This window comes from uncultured Litoreibacter sp. (assembly GCF_947487515.1).
GTDB lineage: Bacteria > Pseudomonadota > Alphaproteobacteria > Rhodobacterales > Rhodobacteraceae > Litoreibacter.
Genome location: NZ_CANKWO010000003.1, coordinates 53,469 through 70,597, shown reverse-complemented (window position 1 = coordinate 70,597; position 17,129 = coordinate 53,469). Strand labels below are relative to the sequence as shown.

Below are 17,129 nucleotides of genomic sequence, written 5' to 3'. Positions count from 1 at the left end.
AAGGATGGTTTGATAATTTCTGTTGGGTGGGCGGGTTTACCCCGCCTCAGTTTTGTTAATGCGGGAACGGCCAGAGCCGTAGTTTTTCTTTCGCCAGGCGCCAGAGTTGTGCCAGCCCATGTGGTTCCATGATCAGGAACACAATGATCAGGCCGCCTGCAACGATGAACTGTAGGTGGGCAGCCAAGTCGGTGGGCCAGCCCAAGAAACCTACGAAAACGTTCTTCAACAAGACGGGCAACAGCACCATGAAAGCGGCCCCTGCAAAGGATCCAAATATCGACCCCAAGCCTCCGATGATCACCATGAACAAGACAAGGAATGACTTGTCGATGCCGAAGCTTTCGCCAACTTCCGCGGCCCCAAGGTAGACGCTGAAGAACAACGCACCTGCAATGCCGATGAAGAAGCCGGAGACCGCAAAGGCTGTGAGCTTTGCCATCATCGGATTCACACCAATGATTTCTGCGGCAATATCCATGTCACGGATCGCCATCCACTTACGCCCTACCGAGCCACGTGTCAGGTTGCGTGCAATAACGGCCGCCAAGGTTACAAAGATCAGGCAGATCACGTATTTCGCCCATGCCTCGGTGTTCGGTCCAGTGATGATGATGCCAAACACGTCACGCTCCGGAGAGGAGATCTGACCTGAGGCGGAGTAGTTGTAGAACCACGGAACCTTGTTGAACAACCAGACGAGGAAGAACTGCGCCGCCAGCGTTGCCACCGCGAGATAGAACCCTTTGATCCGCAAACTCGGCAGTCCGAAGACCGTTACAACCCCCGCCGTGATCAACCCTGCCAGTGGCACATGGATTAACATCGACACTTCAGGGAAGGAGGTCATCAGCTTGTAGACGGCATAAGCCCCTACAGCCATGAAGCCCCCAGTACCAAGCGACACCTGACCACAATAGCCGGTTAGAATGTTCAACCCGATGGCCGCAATCGCGTAGATCAGGAAGGGTACGAACACAGCGTTCGCCCAGTAGTCGTTGATGATGAACGGGATGACCAAGAAGGCCACTGCGAGCACCACATAGTAACGGTAGCGATCAAATTTGATCGGAAACGTTTGGCTATCTTCGGGATAGCTGGTGTTGAAATCCCCTGCTTCACGGTAAAACATTAGATCGCTCCTCCGGTAGTTTCAGGCGTGTCGATTGCGTCCAACATATTAAACCCGTTCAATGATCTTCTCCCCAAACAGCCCTTGCGGACGGAACACGAGGAACAACAGCGCCAGCACATAAGCGAACCAGTTTTCGGTTGCCCCGCCGACCAGCGGTCCGATCGCGAATTCAAACAGTTTCTCACCCACACCGATGATCAAGCCGCCCACGATCGCTCCTGGGATCGATGTGAACCCGCCCAACATCAGAACCGGCAGCGCCTTCAAGGCAATCAAAGACAGTGAGAATTGCACGCCCGATTTGGCGCCCCACATAATCCCTGCGACCAAGGCCACGAAGCCAGCGATCGACCAGACAAGTACCCAGATAAAGTTGAGCGAGATGCCAACCGACAGGGCCGCTTGGTGGTCATCCGCCACAGCCCGCAAGGCACGTCCTTGCTTGGTGTATTGTGAAAAGATGATCAGAGCCGCGACAAGGAACACCGCCACAACAGTAGCCGAAATATCGAGGTTATCGATAAAGAACCCGTAGCCCAGCGCCTCAAGCGTGGTGACGTCGATCCAGTCGTTGATGCCTTGCGGCAGGCCAACATCCAATTTCTTGATGTCGGAGCCCCACATAAGATCGCCCACACCTTCAAGGAAGTAAGCAAGCCCAATGGTCGCCATGAACAAGATGATCGGCTCTTGGTTGACCAAATGCTGGAAGATATAGCGCTGCACAAGCCACGCAAAGAGTACCATAACCCCAGCCGTCAGGATAATCGCCAACAGTGCCGGCACATGCCATCCAAAGTGGTGTAATTCCGTCCCGAAAATGGCGTTGATGATATGAGCAAACGGTATTTGCCCCTCCATGATCCCGACGAGGGTCAACGCCGCGAATAGCGCCATGACACCTTGGGCATAGTTAAAGATACCCGAGGCCTTAAAGATCAACACGAAGCCCAAGGCCACCAGCGCATATAGAACGCCTGCCATTAACCCGTTCAGGGTGACTTCCATCGCAAAGAGTAACTGCTCAGGCATCAGGGCCTCCATTATTCATAAGTTCACGATTCAAGGTCTGTCTCCTGCACGCGCATCAGGAACGAACTTCCCTTGCCATTCATTGTCAGCGACACCTCAAGCTTTGGTTCGCGCCAGGTTGTGCTGCGTAGCAGATATCCCAGAACGCGTTCCTCTATCAGCTCGTACCTACTGTCCGTCTGCGCAGTTTCGCCCCAAGTCAGTGCTTGCTTGGAAAAGTCCGCAGCCTGTGTGTGGTCGACTTTGACCCAACACCACTGAGCGAAGTCCGCTCCGCCATCTGAAACCGCAAGTTTTGCGCGTCCGATGGTGTAGGTGGAATAAGTATCGTCGCCGTTTTTGAAGCTTTCATGTGCTTTCAGCGTTTCCGGCTGACTTAGCGACACGTTCTCCAGAGGGGTCAGGCAATGCTGCTCAAACTGGTCCCAAACTTCAGCTTGCGCACCAGTCGCAGCCAAAAGCACAGCACCCAGCGCACTGACGCCCAGCCGACGTTTTGCAGGCGTTATGCTGACGCCCGAATTAGTCATGTGCCACACCCAGATAGGCGTCGATCACCTCTTGATTGTTGCGCACATCGTCAGGTGTTCCGTCACCGATTTTCTTGCCGTAATCCATTACGACAACACGGTCGGACAGATCCATAACAACGCCCATGTCATGCTCGATCAGGGCAATGGTTGTGCCGAACTCGTCATTCATGCTCAGGATAAAGCGGCTCATGTCCTCTTTTTCCTCAACGTTCATGCCGGCCATTGGCTCGTCAAGCAGCAGCAACTTTGGCTCTGCGGCCATGGCGCGTGCCAGCTCTACGCGTTTCTTCAAGCCGTAAGGCAAGCGTCCAACAGGCGTCTTGCGGATAGCTTGAATTTCCAAGAAGTCGATGATTTTTTCCACGACCTCGCGGTTTTCTGTCTCTTCTTTTTCGGCTTTGCCTTTCCAGATCATCTGGCTCAGCATTCCGGATTTCATTTGCGTCAAACGACCGGTCATGACGTTGTCCAAAACGCTCATGCCTTCAAACAAAGCGATGTTTTGGAACGTCCGCGCAATCCCCTGACGGGCAACTTGATATGGCCGCATCGGAGCGCGCTTCTTGCCGTGAAACCACACCTCGCCTTCTTGCGGGTTGTAGAAGCCGGAGATCACGTTCAGCATCGACGATTTACCAGCCCCGTTTGGCCCGATAATGGCACGAATTTCGCCTTCGTTGATGTCGAAGGAAATATCCTTGATGGCCACCACACCGCCAAAACGCAGTGTGATATTCTTCATTTCCATCATCGTATTGCCGATCTTACGGCCGTCCTCAGTCGTATAGTTACCACCAGTCAAATCGTTCATTGTGCTACCTCACGGGATGGCGGGCGGGGCGAAGATGAAATCGAGCGTCGTCCCGTCATTCTGCCGCTACCTTCTGATTGGCGGAAACCGCTGCGTCACGCACAGCCAATGTGGCCTTGATCGAGCCTTTGCGCCCGTCCTCATAAGTCACTTCAGTTTCCGTCGAGATTTCCGAGGAACCGTCATACAGAGCCCCCAAAATATCTGCGAATTTGTCTTCAATGATCCGTCGACGCACTTTCAACGTCCGCGTTAGCTCGCCGTCATCCGCATCCAGTTGTTTATGCAGCACGACAAACCGGTGTACTTGGCACCCCGACAACATCGGATCTTGGGCCACGCTCGCGTTCACTTCTTCCACATGCGATTGCATGGTCGCCAGCACTTCGGGGTGACCCGCAAGCTCTTGGTAGCTGGAGTACGCAATGTTGTTGCGCTCTGCCCAGTTGCCTACCGCCGTCAAATCGATGTTCAAGAAGGCCGTGCAGTAATCCTTGCCGCCGCCAAAGACCACAGCCTCCAACACATTCGGGAAGAACTTCAGTTTGTTCTCAACGTATTTGGGCGCGAACAAGGAGCCGTCAGCCATTTTGCCAACGTCTTTGGCGCGATCAATGATCCGCAAATGCCCGCTGCCTTCCTCAATGAAGCCCGCGTCGCCAGTGGCAACCCAACCGTCTTCGTCCTTCGTCGAGGCCGTGCTTTCATCATTCTTGAAGTAACGTACGAACACCCCAGGAGAGCGGTAAAACACTTCGCCATTTTCCGCGATCTTCAGCTCTACGCCTGGGCTTGGAACACCCACCGTATCGGAACGCACCTGACCGTCCGGCTGCTGGGTGATGAACACCGATGCTTCCGTCTGACCGTATAGCTGCTTCAGGTTAATTCCCAGCGAGCGGTAGAAATCAAAGATCTCCGGACCAATCGCTTCACCGGCCGTATAGCCGACGCGCACGCGCGAAAACCCAAGTGTGTTTTTCAGCGGGCCGTAAACAAGCGCTTCGCCCAACATGTATTTCAACTTGTCGCCAGCCCCTACAGATTTCCCGTCAAGCAAATCTGGGCCAACCTTCTTGGCATGCGCCATGAAGTGGTGGAACAACCATTTCTTAAACTTACCGGCGTCTTCCATCCGGATCATGACGTCAGTCAATTGCGTCTCAAACACACGTGGAGGCGCGAAGTAGTATGTCGGCCCGATTTCGCGCAGATCACTGTGCATTGTTGTCGGGCTTTCAGGACAGTTCACACAGAACCCAGTCCAGAACGCCTGCCCGATCGAGAAGATAAAGTCACCCACCCATGCCATCGGCAGATAGGCCAGAATTTCTTCATTCTTGTTCAGATGATCGAACTCAGACGATGCTTTTGCAGTCTCGATGATGTTCCGGTTGGACAAGATCACGCCCTTGGGCTTGCCTGTCGTACCAGAGGTATAAAGCATCACGCATGTGTTGTCGTAGTTTGGCTTTTCGCGGCGGCTGTTCAGCTCGGCGCGGTCACCTTTTGCACGGCCCTGCTCTTGCAAGGTCTGATACTGCGTAAGCGCAGAGTGATCGTATTTGCGCATCCCGCGAGGGTCGAGATAGACCATATGCTCAATGCCTGGCAGTTGGTCTTGAACCTCATGCACTTTGTCGATCTGCTCTTGGTCTTGTGCGATCACAAAGCGCGCATCGCAGTGATCAAGCACATAGGCAAGTTCTTCAGCGGCGGCATCTTGGTACAATGGCACAGGAACTGCGCCGACCATTTGTGCTGCAACAAAGCTCCAGTAAAGATAAGGACGGTTGCGACCAATGATCGCGATGTGATCGCCTTCATTTACGCCAAGCGTCAAGAAGCCTAAGGCCAAGGCCTCTATCTCATCCGAGACTTCGCTCCAGGTCCAGCTTTGCCAGATACCGAATTCTTTTTCACGATAAGCCGCCTTATCGCCAAACGCAGCGACATTGCGAGCAAGCAGCTCTGGAATGGATTGCACCCCTGCTGTACGGGCCGAATTGGCTGTCACGTAGTGTCCTCCCTAGTCGCCTTTTCAGGCATGGTTTTGCGGGTTACGTGATTCCCGCATGATCAAAATCAAGGGTAGCACTAGACGTGTCAAATCTTTCGTAATAGTAAAGTAAATGTAACGAATTCTTTCTAAATGCGAGGAAGTCATGCTTCAATCTGCCGACAGCTACCATAGATCACGCGACACCTCGGTACTGTTGAGATCGGGGCTGAACCTCATTCAGCAGGCCCTCTCTATCTATAGCGATGACCTTACACTGACTGTGTCCAATCAAAGGTTCCGCGCGATGTTTGGATTGCCCGCCCACCTATCCGAACCCGGTGCCAAATTTTCCGACACAATCGAGTTCCTTGCGAATGCGGGAGAATATGGTGATGTGAAGGATATTCCCGCTTTTATTGAAGAACGCGTGGAAAAAGCACTGACCTTCAAGCAGCATTACATGGAGCGTCAACGCTCTAATGGTCGCTGGGTTTCCATCGAAGGTGGGCCGTTGCGGCAAGGCGGATGGGTTACGGTCTACACAGATATTACCGACATCAAGCGCCAAGAAGAGATGCTGCGAACACGTTCCGATGAGCTCTCTGATCGCCTTCTTGACCGCTCCGAAGAACTGGCCCGAACCAACCGCGCACTTGAGGCCACCATCAGTCGCCTTCACGAAACTCAACAACATCTTGAAGCCGCGGAGGCCCGCGTTCGTTTGGCCGCAGAGACGACTCCTGCGCATATTGCCCGACTCGATTTGCAAGAACGTTATACTTATTCGAATCACCGCCTCCCCTTTCCGCCCTCCAATGGCGCCGCAGATATCATCGACCACACTGCGCAGGATGTATTGGGGGCGTTGGTGTATCAGCAAATCGCGCCCGCATTGCATTCCGCGCTTGCGGGGAAAGCGAAGGTGGTGGAATTCACCTCCCCCAACGACGGGCGGCACATTCGGTCTGCCTTCACGCCAGATACAAACGACACAAATACGGTCACCGGCGCATACGTGCTGTCGATGGATATCACCAATTCACATCAAGACACCCCCAGCACCGCAAAGGAGACCCAAAGCTCCGCCGCGCAGTTCGGGGCATGGATTGCTCGCTTTGACCTGTTCGAACTGCATTCCAACACTAGCGAGAAGGTCATTACCCTTACTTTGGCAGAAGCCACCTTATTGAGGCTGTTTCTCTCAATGCCCAACCGAATGCTCACGCGGCAAGACATCTTTGATGCGCCAAGCGTTCAGCTCAACACTGCGCGGGCGTTGGATATCCGGATCTCCAGACTGCGCCAAAAACTAGGCGACGACGCCAAGTCGCCCAAGTTAATCCGCACCATTTACGGTGCAGGGTATATTTTCGTGGGCGAAGTGGAATGGCTGGACTAAATCCGGACGCTATTCCGCCGCGACGACGGACTCCACCTTTTCGACGCGCACAGCAGAGAACTTGAATTCGGGAATTTTACCGAATGGATCAACCGCCGAGTTGGTCAAAATATTTGCTGCGGCCTCTACATATGCGAATGGCAGGAAGACCATGTCGGGGGCCACTGCGCGGTCTGATCTGGCCATAACATTGACTGAGCCGCGCCGCGTTGTCAGGCGAAGCAGCCCACCTGGCTCAACCCCAAGCTTGCGCAATGTCGAAGGGTGCAAGGAGCAGTTCGCTTCCGGCTCCACGGCATCCAGCACCGCAGACCGGCGGGTCATCGATCCTGTATGCCAATGCTCCAATTGACGCCCAGTGGTCAAAATCATCGGATATTCATCATCAGGGCTTTCATCCGGCGCAATAACGCTTGCTGGTGTGAACTTCGCGCGGCCTCCGTCCCTTGGGAAGCCATCGCCAAATACAATCGCCTGACCGGGGTCAGTCGGGGATAGGGATGGGTAGGTCACAACGTTTTCACCCATCAGGCGATCCCAAGTGATGTTGTCGAGCGAATTCATGTTCTGCTTCATCTCAGCGAAGACATCCGCAGGGCTTTGATAGTCCCAACCAAGCCCCAATCGCTTGGCAAGTTCGACCTCGATCCACCAATCTTCCTTTGCCTCTCCCGGGGGTGGCACGGCAGGGCGGCCCATTTGAACTTGGCGGTTGGTGTTGGTGACCGTCCCCGATTTCTCCGCGAAGGCAGAGGCCGGTAGAATCACGTCAGCGAAATTCGCGGTTTCCGTGATAAAGATATCCTGCACCACCAAGTGGTCCAGCTTCGCCAGCGCATCCCGTGCGTGTTCTACATCGGGGTCGGACATGGCGGGGTTCTCGCCAAGGATATACATCGACTTGATGTCCCCTTCATGAACCGCCGTTAAGATTTCGGTGACTGTCAGCCCCTTCTCGTTCGAGAAATCTCCTGATCCCCAAACATCCGTAAACGCCGATCGCACACCGTCATCCATCACGCTTTGATAATCCGGAAGGAACATCGGAATGAGGCCTGCATCAGATGCGCCTTGCACATTGTTCTGGCCGCGCAGCGGGTGCAGACCCGCGCCTGGACGTCCGACTTGGCCGGTCATCAAGGCAAGACTAATCAAGCAACGCGAATTGTCGGTGCCATGGATGTGCTGTGACACGCCCATCCCCCAGAAGATCATCGCGGATTTGGCACCGGCAAAGGTACGCGCCACATCGCGCAACATTTCGGGGTCTATGCCGCAAATCTCGCTCATCTTCTCGGGAGTGAACCCCGCAAGATGGGCTTTCTCGGCTTCCCAGTTTTCGGTGTAGGCGTCGATATACTGCTGGTCGTACAGCTTTTCTTCGACGATGGTATGCATGATCGCGTTCAACATCGACACATCCGCACCCGGACGGAATTGCAGCATGTGAGACGCATGGCGCTTCAAGGCCTGACCGCGCGGGTCCATCACAATCAACTTGCCACCGCGCTTGACGAACTGCTTGAAGAACGTTGCGGCGACTGGGTGGTTTTCAGTTGGGTTCGCGCCAATGACAATCGCCACATCCGCGTTCTCAATCTCGTTGAACGTTGCGGTCACGGCCCCTGACCCCACGTTTTCGATCAATGCCGCCACCGAGGAGGCATGGCACAACCGCGTGCAGTGGTCGACGTTGTTGTGGCCAAATCCTTGGCGGATGATCTTTTGGAACAGATAGGCTTCCTCATTGGTGCATTTGGCGGAACCGAATCCCGCGACTTCACGCCCGCGGCCCTTCATCCCGTTTGCAGCCACGTCCAAAGCTTCGTCCCACGTCGCCTCGCGGAAGACTTCCTGCCAGTTGTCCGGATCAACGTTCAGACCCTTCGCAGGGGCGTCCTCACGCCGAATAAGCGGTTTTGTCAGGCGGTGGTCATGGTGGATATAGTCAAACCCAAAGCGGCCTTTGACGCAAAGGCGGCCTTCATTTGCGGGGCCATTGATGCCATCGACATATTTGACTTTCCCGTCTTTGACCTTCAGCGAAATCTGACACCCGACCCCGCAGAACGGGCAGATGCTTTCCACCTCGGAGTCAAAATCCTTGCTGTCACCAACTTGGTTTTCGTCCGTCACGGTCGCGGGCATCAGTGCCCCTGTCGGGCAGGCTTGCACACATTCGCCACAGGCCACACAGGAGCTCTCCCCCATTGGGTCGGCGAAATCGAAGGTCGGATAGGCGTCATGCCCACGGCCTGACATACCAATCACGTCATTGACTTGAACTTCACGGCACGCCCTGACGCAAAGGCCACATTGAATGCAGGCATCCAGATTGACCGACATCGCGACATGGCTGTCATCCAGCAGCGGAATACGCCCTTCTTCCAGTTTCGGGAAACGGCTTTCCGACACGCCCTGCATCGCCGCCATGTCCCAAAGGTGGGAAGACTTGTCATGCGCTTCTTCTTGCGCGGGCTGATCGGCCACCAGCATCTCGACAACCATCTTGCGCGCAGATTCGGCCCGAGCCGTGTCCGAGGTCACGACCATCCCCTCGGAGGGTTCGCGAATGCAAGAGGCCGCCAGAACCCGCTCGCCTTCGATTTCGACCATGCAGGCGCGGCAGTTGCCGTCCGGCCGATAACCCGGGGCGGGCTTATGGCACAGATGAGGGATCACAAGGCCACGACCATTGGCCACTTCCCAAATAGTTTCACCCGGGCGGGCTTCTACCTGCTCACCGTTGAGCGTGAATTTGATTGTATCGGTCATTGGCGTGTCTCCCTGCGTCGGCCAACTTAAAGCACCGGATCGCCCGTTTCAGCGCCTCATGCGCGACCTCAAACAACGTATTTGCGTCAAGGCGTTTCCCATCAGCGCGGGGCTGGCGCGTATCGGCGGCGTAACGTAAGCCTTGTGCAAGCAAGACAAGGAACGCTGACATGACACATCTTTGGGTACGATCAGAGAGCCGCGACCACGAACAGCGCGTGGGTGTAACGCCTGAAGGGGTGGTGGCCCTGATGAAAGCCGGCCTGAAGGTCACGGTCGAGCAAAGCAAAACCCGCGCCATTCCTATCGATGGCTACGCCGCGACTGGCTGCGACATTGCACCCGAAGGCAGTTGGACAAGCGCACCACAGGACGCCATCATTTTCGGATTGAAGGAGTTGCCCGAGGACGGCAGCCCGCTGCCTCATCGCCACATCATGTTTGGTCACGCTTTCAAAGGGCAACCCACGGGCCGAATATTGCTGGACCGGTTCAAAACCGGCGGCGGCGCGCTTTACGATTTGGAGTATCTGGTCGGCGAAGACAGTCGGCGCGTGGCGGCCTTTGGGTATTGGGCCGGATATGCAGGGGCCGCGGTCAGCCTGCTTTGCTGGATTGCGCAACAGCAGGGGCGCGCGGTTGATCCGGTTGGTGTCTACCCCTCGTCGCGGGCCATGCAAGATGACTTGCGCAATCGCCTGACCGCATTGGATGCAGCCGTGCCTTCTGTCATGATCATCGGGGCCTTGGGGCGCGTGGGGACGGGCGGGGCCGATCTATGCACTTCATTGGGTCTGCCAGTCACCAAATGGGATATGGCCGAAACCGCCAGCGGCGGCCCCTTCCCTGAGGTGCTAGAGCACGACATTTTCCTGAACTGTATTCTCGCACGCCCTGGCACGCCGGTCTTTGTGCCCGCTTCGGCTAAAACCGCGGCCCGCGCTTTATCCGTCGTGGGCGATATCGCGTGTGACCCTGACAGCGACTTTTCCCCGATCAAGGTCTATGACCGCGCCACCACATGGGACGCACCGGCGCTTCGGGTGCACGATGATCCGGTTCTGGATGTCACGGCCATCGACAACCTGCCATCGATGCTGCCTGTGGAATCCTCGGAAGACTTCGCCGGCCAGCTATTGCCCAGTCTGCTAAAGCTGGCACATTTGGACGAAGGCGTTTGGGGGCAGGCCAATGCAACTTTCCTAGAGCATCTTTAAAGCAGCTCCCCTTCCGCTTCCCCCAGATCAAGCCCCATCATTTCCGCACCGCTTTCTAGGTGGTCGGCAATATGAGGCATACCCAGAAGGTAGCTTTCTGTCGGGGTGGTCTTTTCTTGTAGTGCCGTTGCTAGGGCTTCATCCCATTCGGTGGCTTCGAAGCTGCCCCGACCGATCCACGCAAGCGCGACCAACTCGGCCTGTTCGTCTTCGTTTAATCCGCCAATGAAGGCGCGTAGCTCCGCCTCGGCGCGGTCAATTTCATGGGCGAACAGAACCACCTGCGCGACCTTTGAAAGGGAAATGTCCATTTGCGTAGCTCCTGTATGTTGCAGAGCTACCTTAGGCGGTGAGGTATTCGGGACCTATGATGTGGATCAAACGCAGCTAGTCTTTTGGCTGCCCCAAGGGCACCACATTGGTTTCATCCGGCGCCAGTTCTTCAAAGTCGAAGTTGTCCAAACGATCCGCCCGCTTGCCCGCCCGAGTGGCCGCAGTCAGCACCCCCGCCACATCGTCACCGGCTTGGCGCAGATGGGTTTCCAGCTTGCCCGCCTTTTCGCCGATGATTTCTACATCACGGTGCAATTGACGCAGGGCTTTGCGGATTTCCCCAGCTTGTTCGCGCATCCGTGAATCCTTCAAGATTGAACGCATGGTATTCAACGTCGCCATGCAGGTCGTTGGCGAGACAATCCAAACCCGTGCGGCAAACCCCTCACGCACGATATTGGGCAATCGCGCATGTAGCTCGGCGTAGACCGCCTCCGAGGGAAGGAACATTAGCGCCCCGTCTGCGGTTTCACCTTCGATCAGGTAGCTTTCAGAAATCTTCTTGATGTGAACACGCACCGCCTGCCCCAAAGCCGTCAATGCGCGCGCCTGATCTTCTTTGGTTTCCGCCGCGACGAAGGCTTCATAGGCCTCCAGCGGGAATTTCGCGTCGATCACAATCGGACCCGGAGGATTGGGAAGATCAATCAGGCAGTCGGCCCGCTTGCCGTTAGAAAGTGTCGCCTGAAAGGAATAGCTGTCGGAGGGCAACGCCTTGGAGACAATGTCATTCAGCTGGATTTCCCCAAACGCGCCACGGGTTTGCTTGTTCGACAATATGTCTTGCAGGGACAAAACATCTCCCGACAGTTTTTCGATGTTCGTTTGCGCCTTGTCGATCGTGGCAAGTCGTTCTTGCAACTGCGTCAAGGATTTGGTGGTTTTCTCGGAGGAGCCATGCAGCGTCGTGTTCATACGCTCCTGCAAATCGGCCAATGATCGCGCGGACTTCATGGCGTTCTCGTGAAGGCGCTCTGACATTTTTTGCTGCACTTCGGCCAGACGAACCTCCATCGTCTGGATTGTCATGCTTTGGCTCTTGGACAGGCTTTCCAACCCGCCGGACAGCTGCGACTGCCCTGCGCCAAGGCTGTGTACCGTCTGGTTCAGCTGCCCCATTTGCATCATCATCGGCTGCGCCATATTCGCCGCACGCCCCGCTGAGCGCACGACCTTGATCAGCAAGATCACCATCAGCAACACCACCGCCGCGCCAACCATTGCCGCAATCACCAGCGGGTCATTCCACTGTAGAACCGTCTCACCAATTTGTATCATGTACGTCCGAACAACCGTTCAATATCGGCCAATTTCAGCTCCACATAGGTGGGGCGGCCGTGGTTACATTGGCCCGAATGCGGGGTGGCTTCCATCTCGCGCAAAAGGGCGTTCATTTCGTCGGCGCGCATCCAGCGCCCAGAGCGGATCGAGCCATGGCAGGCCACACGGCTCAGCACCGCTTCGATCTTGTCAGCGACAAGCTGCGTGTCGCCAAGATCGTCCAACTCGTCAAGAATATCGCGCACCATGGACTGCGCATTGACCTCACCCAGAATGGCAGGGGTTTCCCGCACAGCAATTGCGCCAGCGCCAAAGGGTTCCAGCACTAAACCCAGCTTGGACAGGGCTTCGGCATGGGTCAGTAGAACAGCGGCATCCGCGTCAGACATTTCTACAATCTCGGGGATCAGCAAGGCTTGCGCGGCCACCCCGTTTTCCGCCATCTGCTTCTTTAGCTTCTCATAGACTAGCCGCTCATGTGCTGCGTGTTGATCGACGATGACCATGCCGTCTTTCGTCTGCGCGATGATGTAATTCTCGTGAACCTGCCCGCGCGCCGCACCCAGCGGTTGATCCGCAGGGGCCTCTGGCGCTGGCTCTACCACATCAACGCGGCTGTAGACGGCTTGCGTTTCGGCGAACCCTTGCGTCCCGAAATCGGGTGCTTGGGCCTGATAGGAGGCCTGCAGGGCACCTTGCTTGGGGCGATCCATTTGATAAACGGGTCGGTCCACGCGCTCTGGCTGAAAGGCCCCCAAGGTCGCATTGGCCACGGTGGTGGATGCACGGTGACCAGCTTCGGCCAGTGCGTTTTTCAGCGCCGAGACAATCAACCCGCGGGCCAAACCTGGATCACGGAAACGAACTTCGGCTTTCGCAGGGTGGACGTTGACGTCTACCTTTGTTGGCTCCAACTCCAAAAACAGCGCCACCACAGGGTGCCGGTCACGGCTGAGGAAATCCGAATACGCCCCACGCAATGCGCCGACCAATAGCTTGTCGCGCACAGGGCGGCCGTTCACGAACAAATACTGCGAAATGCTATTCCCGCGCGAATAGGTCGGCAAAGCCGCAAAACCAGTAAGGGTGATGCCCTCGCGTTCCGCGTCAATTGGCAGGGCGTTATCGGCGAATTCTGCCCCAAGTATCGTGCGCAACCGCCCGCTGAGGGCATCGAACATATCGCCGGTTTGTGCATCTGCGCGAAAGGTCACGCGGCCTTTGTCGTCGCGCGACAGGTCGCGGATGGTGAAGCCGATATAGGGCTCTGCCATTGCCAGCTTCTTGATCACATCGGAAATCGCGCCCATTTCGGCACGGTCGGTGCGCAGGAATTTCAGGCGTGCGGGTGTGGCGTAAAACAGATTGCGCAGCTCTACCACGGTGCCCTTGGTCAGGGCCGCGGGGGTGACCGCGCCCATTTCTCCGCCATCCACGACGATTTGCGCGGCATCTTCGCCTGCGATGCGCGACGTAATCGTCATACGGCCTACTGCCGCCATGGACGGCAAGGCCTCGCCGCGAAACCCGAAGGTGTGAATATTCAGCAGGTCGGTGCCGTCAATCTTCGACGTGGCATGACGCGACAATGCCAAAGGCAGGTCTTGCGCCGGAATGCCATGCCCGTCGTCGGTCACGCGGATCAGCGTTTTGCCGCCATCCTTCACGCATAGCTCTATTCGGGTGGCACCAGCGTCAATCGCGTTCTCCACCAGCTCTTTCACGGCGGAGGCTGGGCGTTCCACCACCTCCCCAGCCGCAATGCGGTTGACTGCGACGTCATCCAATTGCTTGATCTGAGGCCGTTTTGCCGGCTGGCTATCGCCTATATTGGGGGTCTGAGCGTTCATACCCCCAATTCTAGCATGTCCTCTTCCGATTCGGCCAACAGACTTGGTTAATTGCTGCCGCCCAATCCAACCGGCTGGCCAACCACCACGAAATGCAGGTTTTCAGGCTTCAACATACGCTTGGCGACGCGTTGAATGTCCTCCAGCGTCACGGCCTCCACTTTCGCATTCCTACCGTCGATATAGTCGATTGGCAGGCCGTCAAATTGCATGGCGGCGAGGATATTGGCGATCCGCGCATTTCCGTCGAAGCGCAACGGGTAGGCCCCCGTCAGATAGGTTTTGGCCTTATCCAGCTCTGCTTGGGTGACGCCCTGCTCAGACATCTTTTGCCATTCATCGCGAATGACAGAAATCGCCTCGGCGACGTTGTCGTTGGTAGAGGACACCTGCCCCATCATCAGGTTCGCATGCTCTCGCAAGGCCATGTAGGAATAAACGCCATAGGTCAGGCCCCGCTTTTCGCGGACCTCGTCCATCAGACGAGACCCGAAGCCGCCAGAGCCCAACACTTGGTTCATCACGAAGGCCGCGAAGAAATCCGGATCGGTGCGGGCGATACCCAAATGGCCGAACAAGGCAACGGATTGCAGGGTGTCATAGGGCACAACGGTCTCACCGCCTGACAACAAAAACGGCGCGTCAGAGGGCAACTCAGGCCCCTTGGCAGGCAATGCCCCTAGCAATGTGTCGATCAACACGCCCAGCTCTTGCGCCGAGATGTCGCCCACCGCGCCCACGAAAACGCGGTCCCGTGTCAGCAGAGACTTATGTGACGCGATCAGATCCTCGCGCGTTAGGGTTGCAACCGACTCGGCGGTGCCTTCCAGCTTGCTGGCATAGGGATGATCGCCGTAAGCCAGCGCCGCGAAAGACCGGCTGGCAATATCATTTGGGTCTTCCTCCTCGGACGCAAGGATGGAAAGAACCTGCCCACGCACGCGGTCCACCGCATCTTGATCAAAGCGCGGCTCGTTGATTGCCTTGCGCAAAAGCTCCACCGATGCGTCCTCATTTTCGCTCAGAAACTGCGCAGAGATTGAAAACCCGTCGGCATAGGCGTCGAAGTCATATTGCAGCGCCAATTCCTCGGCCGCCAAGGCAAAGGCTGTGGAATCCAGATCACCCGCGCCCTCGTCCAGCAAACCCGACATCAGATAGGCCGCACCTCGCTTGCCTTGCTCATCCAAGGATGCCCCGCCCTTGAACCGAATTTCCAAGGCCGTGAAAGGAATTGAGGTCTCTTTGACCAGCCACGCCTTTATGCCGCTGGGGGAAGTTACCTCTTCGATGTCGATGGCTGCGGCCGGAAAGGCGATCAACGCGAAACAAGTCGCCAGTAGAGCACGGATCATTGAGACACCTCTTTGGTTTGCGGCTTGCGGAACCAGCCGGTAACCGCGTTCTTTCGGTCAAACACCTGACGCGCGGCCTTCATTATATCGTCCTCGGTAACAGCCTCCAAAATGGCAGGCCAATCTTGCACATCTTTCACCGTCAATCCTGAGGTCAATGCAGCGCCATATTCTCGACCCAGCGAGCTGACGTCATCCTGCGCGTAAATCAGCGAAGCACGGATCTGGGACTTGACGCGGGCCAGATGCGCGGGGTCGACGCCATCTTCCATAAACTGGGCGACCACCGCGTCCATCGCATCTTCGCCTTCTTGCAGGCTCAAGCCCGGGGTCGGCACGATGAACATGCCAAAGGTCGTGTCGTCGTAGTTGACCCCAGAGTAATAGGCAGACGTATAGACCGCCTTGGTGCTGTCCAGTTGCAGGGCGCGCCCTAAAACAGATGTCTGCCCCGAGCCGCCCAAAATTTCCGCCAACATGGTCAATGCCGCCGCTGTTTCTTGGTCTCCTGCGTCACGTTCCGGCGCCTTGTAGCTACGGATCACATAGGGCTGCGCCGCTTGCGGGTCTTCATAAACGATGCGGCGCTCCGCCAGTTGCGGTGGTTCTTGCGGGCGCGTGCGTTCTTGCAGCCCTTCGGTCGGGGCCAAGGGGCCGTAGTGTTTCTTCGCCAGTTCCTCGACCTCTGCGGGGTCAACATCTCCGGCCACGATCAAAACGGCGGCGTTGGGGGCATAGAACTTGCGGTAAAATTCCAAGGCGTCGTCACGGCTGAGTTCCGTCATCTCGTGGCGCCAGCCAATGATCGGGCGCCCATAGGGGTGATTCAAATATTGCGCAGCACTTCGCTGTTCGCCGAACAACGCGCCTGGGTCGCTGTCGGTGCGTTGGGCGCGTTCTTCCAAGATCACCTTCCGCTCGGTTTCGACGTCTTCTTCGGTCAGCCGCAAATTGCGCATCCGGTTGGCTTCCATGCCCATCACCAAATCTAGACGGTCCGCGGCGATCCGTTGGTGGTAGCCAGTGTAATCCCAAGAGGTGAAGGCATTGTCCGACCCGCCGTTGGCCTCGACAATTGCTGAGAATTCACCGGCCTCCAGCTTGTCCGTTGCCTTGAACAACAGATGTTCAAGGAAGTGCGCGATGCCCGAGACCCCTGGATCTTCATCCGCCGCACCTGCTTTGTACCACAGCATATGCATGACAACCGGCGCGCGGTGGTCTTCCAAAACGACGGCCTCTAGCCCGTTGTCCAAAGTAAATGTTGTTACTTTCTCGGCCCCTAAGGCCGGAAAGGCCATCACAGCCGGAGCAAGAAAACAGGCAATTAGGCGGCGCATAAGCATCCCTTCAAAATTCACATCTCTAATAGAAAACATGGCATCAGCCGCATAAATTGCAAGCTA

General features: G+C 56.3%; 13 protein-coding genes. 2 read left to right on the top strand and 11 right to left on the bottom strand.

Features of this window, described 5'->3' with window-relative positions; translation table 11 throughout:
• Positions 1 to 55: 55 nt before the first annotated feature.
• From Q0746_RS10175 to Q0746_RS10155, 5 genes are read right to left on the bottom strand one after another with little or no spacing between them, the layout of a single operon-like run.
• On the bottom strand, positions 56 to 1,132 hold the full coding sequence (locus tag Q0746_RS10175) for a branched-chain amino acid ABC transporter permease (RefSeq protein WP_298259884.1): 1,077 nt from the start codon (positions 1,130 to 1,132) through the stop codon (positions 56 to 58).
• A 48-nt stretch (positions 1,133 to 1,180) separates the two neighbouring features.
• Complete coding sequence (locus tag Q0746_RS10170; protein ID WP_298259882.1) at positions 1,181 to 2,167, bottom strand: branched-chain amino acid ABC transporter permease; 987 nt, start codon at positions 2,165 to 2,167, stop codon at positions 1,181 to 1,183.
• A 23-nt stretch (positions 2,168 to 2,190) separates the two neighbouring features.
• The gene (locus Q0746_RS10165) at positions 2,191 to 2,697 is read right to left on the bottom strand and encodes a hypothetical protein (RefSeq protein WP_298259881.1); all 507 of its coding nucleotides are present in this window, start codon (positions 2,695 to 2,697) and stop codon (positions 2,191 to 2,193) included.
• Positions 2,690 to 3,511 carry an ABC transporter ATP-binding protein gene (locus Q0746_RS10160; protein WP_298259879.1) on the bottom strand — a complete coding sequence of 274 codons (822 nt, stop codon included), beginning with the start codon at positions 3,509 to 3,511 and terminating at the stop codon, positions 2,690 to 2,692. The genes Q0746_RS10165 and Q0746_RS10160 overlap by 8 nt, the downstream gene beginning before the upstream one ends.
• A 55-nt stretch (positions 3,512 to 3,566) precedes the next feature.
• Positions 3,567 to 5,528, bottom strand: a complete 1,962-nt coding sequence (locus Q0746_RS10155) for an AMP-binding protein (protein ID WP_298259877.1) — start codon at positions 5,526 to 5,528, stop codon at positions 3,567 to 3,569.
• Between the two features lie 148 nt (positions 5,529 to 5,676).
• Here Q0746_RS10155 and Q0746_RS10150 point away from each other — a divergent pair, with 148 nt between their 5' ends.
• A complete protein-coding gene (locus Q0746_RS10150; RefSeq protein ID WP_298259875.1) occupies positions 5,677 to 6,912 on the top strand; it encodes a PAS-domain containing protein in 1,236 nt (411 codons plus the stop codon).
• A 9-nt stretch (positions 6,913 to 6,921) separates the two neighbouring features.
• On the opposite strand, the gene fdhF is transcribed toward Q0746_RS10150, so the two are convergent.
• A complete protein-coding gene (gene fdhF / locus Q0746_RS10145) occupies positions 6,922 to 9,687 on the bottom strand; it encodes a formate dehydrogenase subunit alpha (RefSeq protein WP_298259873.1) in 2,766 nt (921 codons plus the stop codon).
• A 170-nt stretch (positions 9,688 to 9,857) separates the two neighbouring features.
• Here fdhF and Q0746_RS10140 point away from each other — a divergent pair, with 170 nt between their 5' ends.
• Positions 9,858 to 10,904 carry a saccharopine dehydrogenase gene (locus Q0746_RS10140; RefSeq protein WP_298259871.1) on the top strand — a complete coding sequence of 349 codons (1,047 nt, stop codon included), beginning with the start codon at positions 9,858 to 9,860 and terminating at the stop codon, positions 10,902 to 10,904.
• On the opposite strand, the gene Q0746_RS10135 is transcribed toward Q0746_RS10140, so the two are convergent.
• The 5 genes from Q0746_RS10135 to Q0746_RS10115 form a co-directional block, all read right to left on the bottom strand.
• Positions 10,901 to 11,215 carry a DUF3775 domain-containing protein gene (locus tag Q0746_RS10135; protein ID WP_298259869.1) on the bottom strand — a complete coding sequence of 105 codons (315 nt, stop codon included), beginning with the start codon at positions 11,213 to 11,215 and terminating at the stop codon, positions 10,901 to 10,903. The genes Q0746_RS10140 and Q0746_RS10135 overlap by 4 nt on opposite strands.
• Positions 11,216 to 11,291: 76 nt before the next feature.
• Positions 11,292 to 12,515, bottom strand: a complete 1,224-nt coding sequence (gene rmuC, locus Q0746_RS10130; protein ID WP_298259867.1) for a DNA recombination protein RmuC — start codon at positions 12,513 to 12,515, stop codon at positions 11,292 to 11,294.
• Positions 12,512 to 14,368: a DNA mismatch repair endonuclease MutL gene (gene mutL, locus Q0746_RS10125; RefSeq protein ID WP_298259865.1), complete on the bottom strand. Its 1,857-nt coding sequence runs from the start codon at positions 14,366 to 14,368 to the stop codon at positions 12,512 to 12,514. The genes rmuC and mutL overlap by 4 nt, the downstream gene beginning before the upstream one ends.
• A 47-nt stretch (positions 14,369 to 14,415) precedes the next feature.
• The gene (locus Q0746_RS10120; protein WP_298259863.1) at positions 14,416 to 15,723 is read right to left on the bottom strand and encodes a pitrilysin family protein; all 1,308 of its coding nucleotides are present in this window, start codon (positions 15,721 to 15,723) and stop codon (positions 14,416 to 14,418) included.
• Positions 15,720 to 17,069 carry a pitrilysin family protein gene (locus tag Q0746_RS10115; protein ID WP_298261242.1) on the bottom strand — a complete coding sequence of 450 codons (1,350 nt, stop codon included), beginning with the start codon at positions 17,067 to 17,069 and terminating at the stop codon, positions 15,720 to 15,722. Before Q0746_RS10115 ends, Q0746_RS10120 begins: the two co-directional genes overlap by 4 nt.
• Positions 17,070 to 17,129: the final 60 nt, after the last annotated feature.